The sequence below is a fragment of the Ralstonia flaminis genome, assembly GCF_958415495.1.
GTDB lineage: Bacteria > Pseudomonadota > Gammaproteobacteria > Burkholderiales > Burkholderiaceae > Ralstonia > Ralstonia flaminis.
Map to the genome: position 1 here is coordinate 399,169 of NZ_CATZLL010000004.1, position 13,007 is coordinate 412,175.

Here is a 13,007-nt window from a genome sequence, read left to right on the forward strand (position 1 = left end):
ATTTTGACCGCCGATCGACGCTGCGCGTTTCATCGAAATTAACAGATCAATAGGTGGTCGCCGTGTCCAGGCTGCGCCACATATACCAAGTGGCCACGGTGCGCCACGGTTCCCAGTTGGCGGCCACTTCGCGCGCTTCGCTGCGAGTGACGGGTTCGCCACTGAAATAATTCTGTGAGATTGCGTTGATCAGCCCGATGTCATCCAGCGGCAGCACGTTCGGACGCATCAGGTTGAACATCAGGAACATCTCTGCAGTCCAGCGGCCGATGCCGCGAATCTGCGTCAGCTCTGCGATCACATCCTCGTCGTCCATCTCGGCCCACTTGGCGACGTGCACCGTGCCGTTGCGAAAGTGATCGGCAAGGTCAAGGATGTACTCGGCCTTGCGCTTGGACAAGCCACAGCCCGCCAGCTTCTCTTGACCGGCTCGTAGGAACTGTGCGGGCACCAGCTTGGGGCATGTGGCCGCCACCCGCTCCCACACGGACTGCGCCGCCTTGACCGAAATCTGCTGACCAACAATCGACCGCGCCAGCGTGACGAACGGGTCGCCGCGCGAAGCCAGGTGCGCAGGACCATACGCGGGAATGATCTTACGCAGGATGCGATCGCGCTTCATCAAGTCTGCGCAGGCCTCCTGCCAATACTCCGGCGGGCCGGACAGCACCACCTCAGCCGGCACCGGCTCATTGGTGGCGAGCGCTTCAGGCAAGGGCACCTTCGATGCAGGCGCGCGCTTGGCCGGCGCCTTGTCGGCAACCTTGATGGTCGCGCTCTTGGCAGCCGCTGCCTTGCTGGTAACGCCATCAACCTTTTTGGCGTCCGCCTTCTTCGCAGGGGCCTTCACGGCCGGTGCCTTCTTGGCAACCGTACTGCGCACTGCGCTGGCTTTCTTGGCCACCGCGTTCATGCGCGTCTCCACTCGGTCACGCCACCCGGTTTGTCTTCCAGCACGATGCCGGCAGCCAGCAGATCGGCGCGAATGGCATCCGCACGCGCAAAGTCACGCGCCGCCTTGGCCGCACGACGCTCTTCAATGCGTGCTTCCACGGCGGCAGCATCCAGGCCATCAGCCGTTACGCCGCCCTGCAGGAACGCGTGCGGATCACGCCCCAGCAGGCCCATCACCCCGGCCAGCGCGGCCAGTTGATTGGCCAATTCCGGCGAGCGCGTCTTGTTCACTTCGCTTGCCAGCTCGAACAGCACCGACACCGCCACCGGCGTGTTGAAGTCGTCGTTCATCGCCTCAAGGAAGCGCTTGCCGTGCGACTCATTCCAATCGGGCTGGGCATCGGCCGCAGCGGGCACATCCTTGAGCGCGGTGTACAGGCGCGTGAGCGCGTGACGGGCGTCGTCCAGATGGGCATCGCTGTAATTCAGGTCGCTGCGATAGTGCGAGCGCAGAATGAAGAAGCGCACGACTTCAGCGTCGTACACCTTGAGCACATCGCGGATGGTGAAGAAGTTGCCAAGCGATTTCGACATCTTCTCGTCATTCACGCGCACGAAGCCGTTGTGCATCCACGTGTTGACGAAGGTCTTGCCTGTTGCGCCTTCGGACTGGGCGATCTCGTTCTCGTGGTGTGGGAACTGCAGGTCAGCGCCGCCGCCGTGCAGGTCGAAATGCTCGCCGAGCAGTTCGCAGCTCATGGCCGAGCACTCGATATGCCAGCCTGGACGGCCCTCGCCCCACGGCGAAGCCCAACGGCTCTCGGCCGGCTCATCGGCCTTGGCAGACTTCCACAACACGAAGTCCAGCGGATCTTGCTTGGCGTCGTTGGCGGCCACGCGCTCGCCGGCGCGCAGGTCTTCCAGCGACTTGCCCGAGAGCTTGCCGTAACCCGGAAACTTGCGCACGGCGTAGTTCACGTCGCCATCGGTCGCCTGATAGGCCAAGCCATTGGTCTGCAGCTTGCCGATCATGCTCAGCATCTGCGGCACGTATTCGGTGGCGCGCGGCTCGTAGTCGGGGCGTTGCACGCCAAGCGCATCGGCGTCTTCATGCATGGCCGCGATGAAGCGGCCCGTGAGCGCGCTCATGGTCTCGCCGTTCTCGACCGCGCGCTTGATGATCTTGTCGTCGATGTCGGTGATGTTGCGGACGTACGTGACGTCGTAGCCCGATGCGCGCAGCCAGCGCTGCACCATATCGAACACCACCATGACCCGCGCATGCCCGACGTGACAGTAGTCGTACACCGTCATCCCGCACACGTACATGCGCACGCGGCCGGGCTCGATGGGGACGAACGTCTGTTTCTCACGCGCGAGCGTGTTATAGATCTTGAGTGATTCCATGAAGCGGTGTCGGGAGATTCGGTGCGCCGCCACGTACTGAGGTACTGGGCTGGATGCCGGCGGGCGCAGAGCGCCGGCTGGCGACGCACTGTAAAGCTAGCGGCATATCTTACCGGAACTGCATCAACGGGGGCGGCGGTGCGGGCTGTCAATGCGCCCGGCATGCTCTCCGTCAAGAACCTTTTCCGGTGCGCATTGCCGCTGCTGCGCACAAAGACGGTTTGTTAGAATGCGGCGGAGTATAACGGAACCGATTCTCATGAACAGACCGCTGCGAGATCGCGCTATAGCCCCGCACGCTGCTACCCTGTGCGCTGCCATCGTGAGCACCCTACTTGTCACGTCAGCCGCGCCCGCCCTTGCCCAGACCGCCGGCATCGCCCTGCCGGCCGATCTGACGCCCAGCAACCAGCAACAGCCGCAGGTCGCGCGCCAGAAGCGTATTGACGACTGGCTCGCCAAGAAGCAATACACCCAGGCGCTGGGCGAACTGGACAAAGAGGTCGCCGAGCAACCGCGCAATGCACAGGCCCGCTTCCAGCGCGGCGTGGCGCTTGCCGGCCTGGGTCGTGGTGACGACGCCATCGTTGCATTCAGCCAGATGACGCAGGACTTCCCCGAACTACCTGAGCCGTACATCAATCTGGCTGCGCTCTACGCAGAACGCGGTGAGCTGCTGCGCGCCCGCGAAAGCCTCATCATGGCGAGCCGCGTAGCACCGGAGAATGCCCAGGCGCAAGCCAACCTCGGCGACGTCTACGTCCGCCTGGCCGCGCAGTCGTATCAGGGTGCGCTCAAGCTCAACCCCAAGAACACCGCTGCACGCGCCCGTCTCGATGCCCTGCCCAACGTACCGGGTGTGCGTCCGGCGAGTGCCCCCTCGAAACCCGCCGTACCCGCAGCCGCGGTGCCCGCCGCCAGCGGCGTGAGCGCAAAACCGGCCAAGTAACCACAAGAAGCGGCCGATTCCGTTTTCCCACCCCCAGCTCTCTCTCCCAGACCATGCTCCGTATTCGCTCTCTCTTTGCCGGGCTCGTGTGCGCACTGGCCGTGTCCGCAGCTGCGGCCGCCACGCCGGCACCGCGCGTGCAGTTCAAGACGTCGATGGGTAACTTCACCGTCGAGGTCTACCCGGACAAGGCCCCCAAGACGGTCGCCAATTTCCTGCAATACGTGAAGGACGGCTTCTACAAGGGCACGATCTTCCACCGCGTGATGGACGGCTTCATGATCCAGGGCGGCGGCTTCACCCCCGACATGAAGCAGAAGGACACCCGCCCGCCGGTCGAGATCGAATCGAAGAACGGCCTGAAGAATGACAAGTACACGGTCGCCATGGCCCGTACCATGGACCCGAACTCCGCCACCGCGCAGTTCTATGTGAACGTGGTCGACAACAACATGCTGAACTACCCTGGTCAGGACGGTTACGGCTATACCGTCTTCGGCAAGGTGGTTGACGGCACCGACACCATCGACAAGATCAAGGCAGTGGAAACCGCCACCAAGTTCCCGCACCAGAACGTGCCCGTGAAGCCGATCCTGATTGAATCGGTAACCGTCGTCTCCAAGTAACCCTTTCTGCTTCACCCCAAGGAATTCGAGGAATTCACCATGACCCAAGTCAAGCTGCACACCAACCACGGCGACATCACCCTGGCCCTGGACGCTGAAAAGGCACCCAAGTCGGTTGCCAACTTCGTTGCCTACGTCAAGGACGGCCACTACAACGGCACGGTGTTCCACCGCGTCATCAAGGGCTTCATGATCCAGGGCGGCGGCTTTGAGCCGGGCGAGAAGATGAACCAGAAGCCGACCAAGGCCCCGATCGACAATGAAGCCAACAACGGCCTGAAGAACGAGCGCGGAGCCATTGCCATGGCACGCACCAACGATCCGCACTCGGCCACGGCCCAGTTCTTCATCAATACGGTCGACAACGACTTCCTGAACCACACCTCCCCCACACCGCAGGGCTGGGGCTACGCCGTGTTCGGCAAAGTGACGGAAGGCATGGACGTGGTCGACAAGATCCGTGCTGTGCGCACCGGCAACCGCGGCTTCCACCAGGACGTACCGATGGAAGACGTGATCATCGAAAGCGCTGAAGTGATCGAATGATCGACACGGCGCACGCCACTACGGCATCCGCGCTGAAGACACCGGTCCGGGTTTCCGGGCCGGTGTTTTTTATTTCGGATCTGCACCTGACGGCCAGCATGCCGGCCACGGCAGCTGCGTTCGAGCGCTTCCTGCGCACGCGCGCCCGCGAAGCCCGCACGCTCGTCATCCTGGGTGATTTCTTCGAATACTGGGTTGGCGATGAAGAACTTGCCGATCCGTTCCACCAGCACGTTGCCAATCTGCTCGCCGAACTGGCGAACACCGGCACGCGCGTGCTGTTCATGCACGGCAACCGCGATTTCCTGCTCGGCAAACGCTTTCTGGCCGCCGCGCACGCGACGCTGCTGCCTGACCCCAGCGTGATCGAAGTCGATGGCCAGCGCATCGTGCTCGCGCATGGCGATGCCCTCTGCACGCGTGACACGGCCTACATGCGCTTTCGCCACTGGACGCGCAAGCGTTGGGTGCAGTGGATATTCCTGACGATGCCGCTGCGCTGGCGCATGAAGATCGCGCAGAAGATGCGCGCCGAAAGCGAAGCTGGCCGCGCCATGTCCGCCAACGTGGCGGGCGAACCGCGCGCCGCAGCAATGATGGGTGACGTGGCTCCCGAAGCCGTCGACGTACTGTTCAAGGCCGCAGGCACACCCACGTTGATCCACGGCCACACGCATCGCCCGCAATTGCACCACGAGCCGAGCGGTAAACGCTGGGTGCTCTCCGACTGGGATTTCGACAACCCAAAGCCGCGCGGCAGCTTTCTCAAGCTGGAAAACGGCGTGCTGACGGTAGAGCAAGTGACGGCATAAGCTACCGTCACCCACCCTTCTGTTTTTTGTTACTTCAACATCCGCTTCAGCTCGCTCGCATCGAACGGATCGTTCGGCGAGTTCTCCAGGTGCGCGCCCAGGCGATCGAGCGCGGAAAGAATCGACTCAATGCGTTCTTGCTGGAGCTCGCTGTGGTCAATCAACCGCTTGAGCGCCAGCGACACCGGATCATCTGCATCGGGCGTAATGCCGTAGGCCGAGAACTCCTGCTTGAGCGCAGATTGGGCCTCGGTCGCCACATCGCGTTCGATGATGCGTGCTGGAATACCAACAGCCGTTGCGCCCGGCGGCACCGGCTTGAGCACCACCGCGTTGGACCCCACGCGCGCACCATCCCCGATGACAAAGCCGCCGAGCACCTTAGCGCCTGCACTGACCACTACGCCCTTGCCGAGCGTCGGGTGGCGCTTGGCGCCCTTGTACAGCGAGGTGCCGCCCAGCGTCACGCCCTGGTAGATCGTGCAGTCATCACCGATCTCGGCGGTCTCGCCAATCACCACGCCCATGCCGTGATCGATGAACACGCGCCGGCCGATGCTCGCACCTGGATGGATCTCGATGCCGGTCAGGAAGCGCCCGAGATGCGAGAACCATCGCCCCAGCAGTTTGAAGCCACCGTGCCAACACGCATGCGCGACCCGATGGACGATGACGGCGTGCAGACCCGGATAGCAGGTCAGCACTTCCCAGCGGCTGCGTGCGGCCGGGTCTCGCTCCATGATGGCGCCAATATCTTCGCGAATGCGTGTGAACATCTTGGTTCGTGTGTGGATCGTTATATCGATATGCGCGATGCGCTGAGGGCAGTGTAAGGCATTCCCTTGGCCTTCTACGGCAAGGGTTTTGGCCAAACATGCAAGGGGATGCCGCCTGGCAGGCGGCTTTCAGGGAGATCAGCGACAGTCGTCGGCGGCGCCCGTGGGCGCCTTGGTCACGCCGACCGCCTCGCCACGACGGCCGAGCATGCGTTTGGCGATCCCGCGCAGAATGTTGACCTCCTCGGCCTCCAACTGCGTGCGGGCAAACAGACGCCGCAGGCGCGGCATCAGCTTCTTCGGCTGGGCAGGGTCGAGAAAGCCAATCTCGACCAGGCCCTGCTCCAGGTGTTCGAACATCCCGTCGATCTGTTCGGCGGTGGCCGGCTCGCCAACAAAGCCGACACCATCCATGCGGGTATCGCCCGTGCCTGTATCGGCCAGCAACGCCATGCGCACTTCATACGCAATCAACTGCACCGCCTGCGACAGGTTCAGCGACGCATACGCCGGGTTGGCGGGAATGTGCGTCACGACGTGGCAGCGCTCCACCACCTCGTTCGGCAGGCCAAAACGCTCGTTGCCGAAGACAAAGGCGACAGTCGTGTCCGGTGCGGCCAACAAGGCAGCCACCTCTTCGGCTGCCGCGCGCGGGCCAATGCGGCGCGGGCCGAACTCGCGCGGGCGGGCCGTCAGCGCAATGGTGAGCGCAGCACCGGCCAGCGCCTCGCCAATGTCGTCGACCACGTGGGCGCCGGCCAGGACGTCATCCGCGCCGCTTGCCATGGCAACGGCATCGGCGTGGGATTGGGCATCGGCCTCGCGCGGGCGCACGAGCACGAAGCTGCCGGGCTCGCCAAACCCCATGGTCTTGAGCGCGCGTGCCGTGGAGCCGACATTGCCCGGGTGACTCGTCTCGACCAGCACGAAACGGCAGCGCGCGGCGCGCTGACGCAACGCCTCAGGGTCGGCGGGGGTGGTGCTCGGGGTGTTTTCCAGGGCGCTGGAGGCGGGGTTCATATACAATACGGCCACTCTTTTGACGGCGGGCAGGATCGCGTGATTGGCCCGCCGCTCGTTCTTCTACAATTCGCTGTGTTGTTCGTCAGTCGCCAAAAGCGCACTGACGCGGAGATCCGTCATGCATCCGATGCTCAATATCGCCGTCCGGGCTGCTCGCAAGGCCGGCACCATCATCAACCGCGCGTCCTTCGACGTCGACGGCCTGCGCACCGAGCGCAAACAACACAACGATTTCGTCACCGAAGTCGATCGCGCAGCCGAAGCCGCGATCATCGAAGTCATCAAGACGGCCTACCCCGATCACGCGATTCTAGCGGAAGAGTCGGGCCAATCCTGGGCCGACGGCGAAACCGTCAGCGAAAACGTCTGGGTGATCGACCCGCTGGACGGCACCACCAACTTCATCCACGGCTTCCCACAATACTGCGTGTCGATCGCGCTGATGCAGCGCGGCGTAGTCACGCAGGCCGTGGTGTATGACCCGACGCGCGATGAACTCTTCACCGCTTCCAAGGGCGCGGGCGCTTTCCTGAACAACCGCCGCATCCGCGTCACGCGCCGCGACAAGCTGGCCGACTGCCTGATCGGCACCGGCTTCCCGTACCGCGACATGGAAGGCCTGTACGACTACACCCGCCTGTTTGCCACCATGACGGAAAGCTGTGCCGGCCTGCGCCGCCCGGGCGCCGCCGCACTGGACCTCGCCTACGTAGCCTGCGGGCGCCTCGATGGTTTCTTCGAGCAAGGCATCAACTCGTGGGACATGGCTGCCGGTTCGCTACTGATCACGGAATCGGGCGGTCTGGTGGGCAACTACTGCGGCGAAGCCGGCTACCTGGACCAGGGCGAAATCCTGGCCGGCAACCCGAAGGCCTTCGTGCAGATGCTTAAGATCACGGCACCGTTCTCGCGGTCGAAGGCATCGGAATAGGCCTGATCAGCCTGAAAGAAAAAAGCCCGCCAGATGCGGGCTTTTTTCTTGGCGCGGCTTCGTTACTTCTTGGCGGCTGGCGGCTCGTTCGGTGCAAAGCTGAGCGACGGCAGTTCCGACTGCGCCTTCTCCGGCGTTTCCAGCTCCGGCACCACGCGACCCACGATCAGACCCAGCGACGGCGAGGTGCGCACGTACTTGGTCTCACCCGCATCCAGAGCGAAGCTGAGCGTCTTCTCGGTCTCGGTGGCCGTCGACACAACGTACTTGCCGGCAGGACGATCGACGAAGAAGAAACCGCCCGGCTTGGACTGGCCGACCACTTCGCTGTTGAGCTTGATGTCCGGCTGGAGCGCGGCGCCCATCAGGGACGACGAACGGAAGAAGTACACGCGGCCCTGATCCTGCTTGAGAGTCGGGATGGTCGAGGCCATCTCGGAATACTTCACGCCCGAAGCGCACCCTGCCATGAGGACGGTGATACCAATGGCCGAAGCCAGTGCGCGCAAAACTCCCTTCATTGTGGTTCTCCTGTTGTGATTGGAACGGCTTTGGAAAGCGGGGAATACGCCTGCTCACCCGGCAGGTAGAACCCCACCAGGCGTTGATCGGCAATGACGAGGTACGCTTCGTGAACCTGGCGGCCTTCGATTGTGAAAATCGTGCCAACCGGGCGATAGACCGCACCTTGGGAGAGCGTGCCCGCACGCTGCCAGTTGGAGCCCGCCGCGAGCGTGCGCGTGTAGCCGGTCTCCAGGCGAACCTCGGTTGACGCTTTCAATTGGAGGCGCGACGGCGCTGTCGTGTTGTCTGTGGCCAGCGCGGCCGGCGTGGTAGATACCATCGGCGCACACGCGCCAAGGGCGACTACGGCAATGCATGCCGCAGCCAAATGCATCATTGGCTTTCGCACAACTTACTCCCTGATCTTGTTATGGGTGCCGCGTGACGCTGACACGGCGTTTGTGGGGAGCGATCTTAGTGAAGTGGTGCAAAAGTGGCATCCCCCCGACCCGGATTTTTGGTGGGGATAGCAATACAAGTTTTTAAGAGCTGATTTAAGTGTTGTTTAGTTTGCGGCATTCGACGCACTGACCACGATCAACACCTCCGCCTGCTCCGCCCCCACTGAGCGCGTCCGATGCGGAATGCGCGCATCAAACACCACCGAATCCCCGGCTGCCAACTGCACAGTCTGGCCAGCAAAGGCCACTTCCACTTCGCCGCGATGAACAAACAGCAATTCCTCGCCGTCGTGCTCCTTGAAGGGCGACGCGCTGAAATCGGCCGGCGGATAGATCACGAATGGCAGCAGCGTCTTCCCGCTGCGCTGCGTGGCAATACCCTCGTACAACGGCTGCGTGCCGGGGTTGCCAACGCGCGTGCGCTCCCCCGCGCGCACGACGGTGATGGCAGCAGCCGAGGCGGTCTCGCCGAACAGGTCTTCGGTGGGCACGCCCAACGCCTGCGCCAGCTTCATCGCCACGGCAATCGACGGCACAGAGATACCGCGCTCAACCTTGGAGAGGTAGCTCTTGGTGAGGCCGGTGCGTTCAGCAAGCGTCTCGAGCGTCCAGCCTTGGTTCTTGCGCAGCGGTTTTAGGCGTACGGTCATGGGGATAGTCGCGTCATTAAAATCCCCTTGATTGTCACATAGGACACCTTGTGTCATACAATGCATGCTTGCCGACACCGCTTGCCCGCCCATGAAAACCGCCCTCGCCCTGCGCCACGTTCCGTTCGAGCACCTCGGCATCATGCAGCCTCTGCTGGAAGCACGCGGCTATACGGTGCGTTATGCCGACATGGGAGTGCAATCCGTGCCGGCCGACGAAATGGCCTCGGCCGATTTGCTGATCGTGCTCGGCGGCCCGATCGGCGCCTACGACGACAAGACATACCCGTTCGTGCGCGAAGAGGCCAAAGCCATTGCGCGGCGCTTAGCTGCACGCCGGCCGCTGCTCGGCATCTGCCTCGGCGCGCAGTTGATGGCCCGGGCGCTGGGTGCGGCGGTCAAGCCGATGGGGGTAAAGGAGATCGGCTTTGCTCCCGTTACGCTCACCGCCGATGGCCTCAATTCACCACTTGCGCCGCTGGCCGACGGCACGCCGGTGCTGCACTGGCATGGAGACCGCCATGACCTGCCGCCCGGTGCGCGTCGGCTCGCCTCAACGGTAACGTGCGCGGAACAGGCCTTCGCGATCGGCGATCACGCACTCGGCCTGCAATTCCACCTGGAAGCGAATCTGGATGAGCTGGAGGCGTGGTTGATCGGGCATGCGGCAGAACTTGGCGCGGCGGGCATCGACCCATCTGCGTTGCGTGCGCAGGCACCCGTTGTGGCGGAGCGCCTGTCGCAACGCGCGCGCGAAGTCTTCACGACGTGGCTCGACCGCGTGGAGGCCGCATGACGTTGCCTGCCCCAATCCATATCGACACCCTTCTCACTGGCCGCGCCGTCGACTACACGCGCCCCGGCTCACGCAGCGCCATCGACAAGCGCCCCGTGGCCGATGCCGTGCAGGTGGACATCAACGGCATCGTCGGCGACGAACAAGGTGACCCGCGCGTGCACGGCGGCCCCGACAAGGCGATCCACCACTACCCGTTCGACCACTACGCCGCGTGGCGGGCAGACATCGGCGCACTGCCTGTACTCGCGCAGCCTGGCGCGTTTGGCGAGAACCTAAGCACCACCGGCATGACCGAAGCGGACATCTGTGTGGGCGATCGCCTGCGTGCGGGCAATGTGGTGCTGGAGGTGTCGCAACTACGCCAGCCGTGCTGGAAGCTCAATGACCGCTTTGGCACGCGCGACATGGCGCGCCGCGTACAACACACGGGGCGCACGGGCTGGTACTACCGGGTACTGGAAGGCGGCACGCTGCGCACGGGCGACACGCTGGCATGGCTCGAACGACCGTGGCCGCAATGGCCATTGGCGCGCGTGCTGGACGTGCTCTATCGCAACATGCTGGATCGCGCCGCGCTGGAAGACATGCTGGCGCTGCCGCTCACGCCGTCGTGGCGCAAGCTTGTGGAGGGCCGCCTCACGCGCGGTGAGGTGGAAAGCTGGGCCAAGCGCATCGATGGCCCTGCAAGCACAACGGCCTGATCAGAAGGTCTCCCAATCGGCGTCGGCCTCATCATCGGCGACGCCACTGCCTCGCCGCTGAAGCGCCAACGCGATACGCCGTGCTGTTTTTGCACCGTCCGCGTGACATCGCCTGCCCCTTTCGCGGCCAACGATTCGGAATCGTCCTAAACGCGTTCAGAAATCAGAATAATCTGACTGACCCACAAGAAGGCCATCCCTACCATCGGCTTGGAGTTGAAACCCATCCCAACCGAATGGAGCAGGAAATATGAACAAGACGTACCGCAGCCTCTGGAACGCTGCAACCAACTCGTGGGTCGCGGCGGCCGAAACGGCCAAGTCGCGCTCGAAGGGTTCGGCGCGCGTTGCGCGTACTGCCGTGGCAGCCCTGGCGCTGGGCGGTGCTTCGATGAGCGGCGCGTTTGCGACGGAAGTGGACGCCACCGAAGAGGACGAAAAGGCCCAGGCGCTCGTGAGCCTGCGCCAAGCGCCGAGCATGGCCGGCTCGGGCACGATCGGCACGCAGTCCGTCGGAATCATGTCGGGGGGCTTCACCGGTACGGGCTCAGGCATCACGATTACGCCCACTGGCGGAACCGCCGCCTACGCAAACCACATGGCCGATATTGCCATTGGCAACAATGCCAAGGCCAACAACGGCAACAGCATCCACTGGAAGTCGGTTGCCATCGGCAATAGCGCTGTCGCTACCGGCCTTGGTACGCATGCTATTGGCGATAACGCTCAGGCAACCGCTGACTTCACAACAGCGTTGGGCGCGGAAGCTAACGCAACTGGTGACTACGCCATCGCAATGGGTGACGGCGCCAAAGCCCTGGCTAAGAGCGCCACCGCGGCAGGTAAAAGCGCCAAAGCCACGGCTGAAAACGCCACCGCGATAGGTAAAAGCGCCGAGGCCTCGGCTGTGGGCTCCGTCGCGCTTGGCTCGGATTCCGTTGCGAATCGCGCCGGCACCGTCTCCGTGGGCTCAGCCACCACGCAACGCCAGATCGTGAACATGGCCGCCGGCACGCAAGCCACCGACGCCGTGAACGTGAGCCAGCTCTCGCCTGTGGTGGCGGCACTGGGCGGCGGCGCCACCATCAACTCGGATGGCTCCGTAACCGGCCCGACCTACACGCTCGCCAACGGTGGTACGCAAACCACCGTGGACGGTGCGCTGAATGCGCTCGATGGTGCGTTGACCACGGCCAACGGCAACATCGCACGCAACACGGCTGACATCACCAACATCCGCAACGACATGGACAGCGGCTCGATTGGTCTGGTGCAGCAAGCCGCCCCCGGTGCAAACCTGACCGTGGGCGCGAACACCGACGGCGCAGCCGTCGACTTTGCCGGCACGGCGGGCGCCCGCAAGCTGATCAACGTGGCCGATGGTGCGGTCTCGACCATCAGCAAGGAAGCGATCAATGGTTCGCAACTGCGTACCGTGTCGGACAGCGTGGCTTCGGTCATCGGCTCGGGCTCGACGGTCAACCCCGATGGTTCGATCTCGGCCCCGAGCTTTACCGTGGGTGATGGCCACGGCGGCACGACCACCGTCGGCACCGTGGGCGGTGCGGTGGACAACCTTAATACCCGCGTGACGGGCAACGAAACGTCCATCACGGACATCCGCAACGAAATGAGCAGCGGCTCGATCGGTCTGGTGCAGCAAGCCGCCCCAGGTGCAAACCTGACCGTGGGCAAGAACACCGATGGCGCAGCCGTCGACTTTGCCGGCACGGCGGGCGCCCGCAAGCTGATCAACGTGGCCGATGGTGCGGTCTCGACCATCAGCAAGGAAGCGATCAATGGTTCGCAACTGCGTACCGTGTCGGACAGCGTGGCTTCGATCATTGGCCCAGGCACAACGGTCAACCCCGATGGTTCGATCTCGACCCCGGGATTTACCGTGGGTGATGGCCACGGCGGCACGACCA

The 13,007-nt window shown here is 63.6% G+C and carries 15 protein-coding genes; 8 read left to right on the top strand and 7 right to left on the bottom strand.

Annotated features, from left to right (window positions below; genetic code table 11):
* Positions 1 to 46: 46 nt before the first annotated feature.
* Together R2N11_RS08720 and cysS are read right to left on the bottom strand one after the other, a co-directional pair.
* A complete protein-coding gene (locus tag R2N11_RS08720) occupies positions 47 to 913 on the bottom strand; it encodes a DNA-3-methyladenine glycosylase family protein (RefSeq protein ID WP_199027090.1) in 867 nt (288 codons plus the stop codon).
* A complete protein-coding gene (cysS, locus tag R2N11_RS08725) occupies positions 910 to 2,301 on the bottom strand; it encodes a cysteine--tRNA ligase (RefSeq protein ID WP_199027092.1) in 1,392 nt (463 codons plus the stop codon). The genes R2N11_RS08720 and cysS overlap by 4 nt, the downstream gene beginning before the upstream one ends.
* Positions 2,302 to 2,560: 259 nt before the next feature.
* Between cysS and R2N11_RS08730 the strand changes: the two genes are divergently transcribed.
* Genes R2N11_RS08730 through R2N11_RS08745 form a run of 4 tightly spaced genes read left to right on the top strand, consistent with a single transcriptional unit; the run spans position 2,561 to position 5,234 of the window.
* Entirely contained in the window at positions 2,561 to 3,250 is a 690-nt protein-coding gene (locus R2N11_RS08730) for a tetratricopeptide repeat protein (RefSeq protein WP_199027094.1), read from the top strand.
* A 53-nt stretch (positions 3,251 to 3,303) separates the two neighbouring features.
* Positions 3,304 to 3,876 carry a peptidylprolyl isomerase gene (locus R2N11_RS08735; RefSeq protein ID WP_316680810.1) on the top strand — a complete coding sequence of 191 codons (573 nt, stop codon included), beginning with the start codon at positions 3,304 to 3,306 and terminating at the stop codon, positions 3,874 to 3,876.
* Positions 3,877 to 3,915: 39 nt separating this feature from the next.
* Positions 3,916 to 4,422: a peptidylprolyl isomerase gene (locus R2N11_RS08740; protein ID WP_199027098.1), complete on the top strand. Its 507-nt coding sequence runs from the start codon at positions 3,916 to 3,918 to the stop codon at positions 4,420 to 4,422.
* Complete coding sequence (locus R2N11_RS08745) at positions 4,419 to 5,234, top strand: UDP-2,3-diacylglucosamine diphosphatase (RefSeq protein ID WP_316680811.1); 816 nt, start codon at positions 4,419 to 4,421, stop codon at positions 5,232 to 5,234. Before R2N11_RS08740 ends, R2N11_RS08745 begins: the two co-directional genes overlap by 4 nt.
* Before the next feature lie 29 nt (positions 5,235 to 5,263).
* Here the strand turns inward: R2N11_RS08745 and cysE are convergent, their stop codons facing one another.
* Both cysE and R2N11_RS08755 read right to left on the bottom strand, forming a co-directional pair.
* On the bottom strand, positions 5,264 to 6,049 hold the full coding sequence (gene cysE, locus R2N11_RS08750) for a serine O-acetyltransferase (protein WP_430715424.1): 786 nt from the start codon (positions 6,047 to 6,049) through the stop codon (positions 5,264 to 5,266).
* 99 nt (positions 6,050 to 6,148) lie between these two features.
* Positions 6,149 to 7,030: an RNA methyltransferase gene (locus R2N11_RS08755; RefSeq protein ID WP_316680812.1), complete on the bottom strand. Its 882-nt coding sequence runs from the start codon at positions 7,028 to 7,030 to the stop codon at positions 6,149 to 6,151.
* Positions 7,031 to 7,151: 121 nt separating this feature from the next.
* Between R2N11_RS08755 and R2N11_RS08760 the strand changes: the two genes are divergently transcribed.
* Positions 7,152 to 7,964 (top strand): inositol monophosphatase family protein, encoded by an 813-nt coding sequence (locus R2N11_RS08760; protein ID WP_199027107.1) that lies wholly within the window; start codon positions 7,152 to 7,154, stop codon positions 7,962 to 7,964.
* Between the two features lie 62 nt (positions 7,965 to 8,026).
* Here the strand turns inward: R2N11_RS08760 and R2N11_RS08765 are convergent, their stop codons facing one another.
* From R2N11_RS08765 to R2N11_RS08775, 3 genes are all read right to left on the bottom strand, one after another.
* Complete coding sequence (locus tag R2N11_RS08765; RefSeq protein ID WP_316680813.1) at positions 8,027 to 8,485, bottom strand: DUF2846 domain-containing protein; 459 nt, start codon at positions 8,483 to 8,485, stop codon at positions 8,027 to 8,029.
* On the bottom strand, positions 8,482 to 8,877 hold the full coding sequence (locus tag R2N11_RS08770; RefSeq protein ID WP_316680814.1) for a hypothetical protein: 396 nt from the start codon (positions 8,875 to 8,877) through the stop codon (positions 8,482 to 8,484). Before R2N11_RS08770 ends, R2N11_RS08765 begins: the two co-directional genes overlap by 4 nt.
* A gap of 156 nt (positions 8,878 to 9,033) precedes the next feature.
* Positions 9,034 to 9,579, bottom strand: coding sequence for a helix-turn-helix domain-containing protein (locus tag R2N11_RS08775; RefSeq protein WP_316680815.1), 546 nt, complete (start codon positions 9,577 to 9,579; stop codon positions 9,034 to 9,036).
* A gap of 91 nt (positions 9,580 to 9,670) precedes the next feature.
* Here R2N11_RS08775 and R2N11_RS08780 point away from each other — a divergent pair, with 91 nt between their 5' ends.
* The 3 genes from R2N11_RS08780 to R2N11_RS08790 form a co-directional block, all read left to right on the top strand.
* The gene (locus R2N11_RS08780) at positions 9,671 to 10,375 is read left to right on the top strand and encodes a glutamine amidotransferase (RefSeq protein WP_316680816.1); all 705 of its coding nucleotides are present in this window, start codon (positions 9,671 to 9,673) and stop codon (positions 10,373 to 10,375) included.
* Positions 10,372 to 11,079 carry an MOSC domain-containing protein gene (locus R2N11_RS08785; RefSeq protein WP_316680817.1) on the top strand — a complete coding sequence of 236 codons (708 nt, stop codon included), beginning with the start codon at positions 10,372 to 10,374 and terminating at the stop codon, positions 11,077 to 11,079. Before R2N11_RS08780 ends, R2N11_RS08785 begins: the two co-directional genes overlap by 4 nt.
* 250 nt (positions 11,080 to 11,329) lie before the next feature.
* A partial coding sequence (locus R2N11_RS08790; RefSeq protein WP_316680818.1) for an ESPR-type extended signal peptide-containing protein occupies positions 11,330 to 13,007 on the top strand: 1,678 nt, incomplete at its 3' end.

What these genes read in the sequence shown, in the direction of transcription:
- R2N11_RS08720 (WP_199027090.1), bottom strand. Translation starts at nt 913, where the DNA reads ATGAACGCGGTGGCCAAGAAAGCCAGCGCAGTGCGCAGTACGGTTGCC.
- cysS (WP_199027092.1), bottom strand. Translation starts at nt 2,301, where the DNA reads ATGGAATCACTCAAGATCTATAACACGCTCGCGCGTGAGAAACAGACG.
- R2N11_RS08730 (WP_199027094.1), top strand. Translation starts at nt 2,561, where the DNA reads ATGAACAGACCGCTGCGAGATCGCGCTATAGCCCCGCACGCTGCTACC.
- R2N11_RS08735 (WP_316680810.1), top strand. Translation starts at nt 3,304, where the DNA reads ATGCTCCGTATTCGCTCTCTCTTTGCCGGGCTCGTGTGCGCACTGGCC.
- R2N11_RS08740 (WP_199027098.1), top strand. Translation starts at nt 3,916, where the DNA reads ATGACCCAAGTCAAGCTGCACACCAACCACGGCGACATCACCCTGGCC.
- R2N11_RS08745 (WP_316680811.1), top strand. Translation starts at nt 4,419, where the DNA reads ATGATCGACACGGCGCACGCCACTACGGCATCCGCGCTGAAGACACCG.
- R2N11_RS08755 (WP_316680812.1), bottom strand. Translation starts at nt 7,030, where the DNA reads ATGAACCCCGCCTCCAGCGCCCTGGAAAACACCCCGAGCACCACCCCC.
- R2N11_RS08760 (WP_199027107.1), top strand. Translation starts at nt 7,152, where the DNA reads ATGCATCCGATGCTCAATATCGCCGTCCGGGCTGCTCGCAAGGCCGGC.
- R2N11_RS08765 (WP_316680813.1), bottom strand. Translation starts at nt 8,485, where the DNA reads ATGAAGGGAGTTTTGCGCGCACTGGCTTCGGCCATTGGTATCACCGTC.
- R2N11_RS08775 (WP_316680815.1), bottom strand. Translation starts at nt 9,579, where the DNA reads ATGACCGTACGCCTAAAACCGCTGCGCAAGAACCAAGGCTGGACGCTC.
- R2N11_RS08780 (WP_316680816.1), top strand. Translation starts at nt 9,671, where the DNA reads ATGAAAACCGCCCTCGCCCTGCGCCACGTTCCGTTCGAGCACCTCGGC.
- R2N11_RS08785 (WP_316680817.1), top strand. Translation starts at nt 10,372, where the DNA reads ATGACGTTGCCTGCCCCAATCCATATCGACACCCTTCTCACTGGCCGC.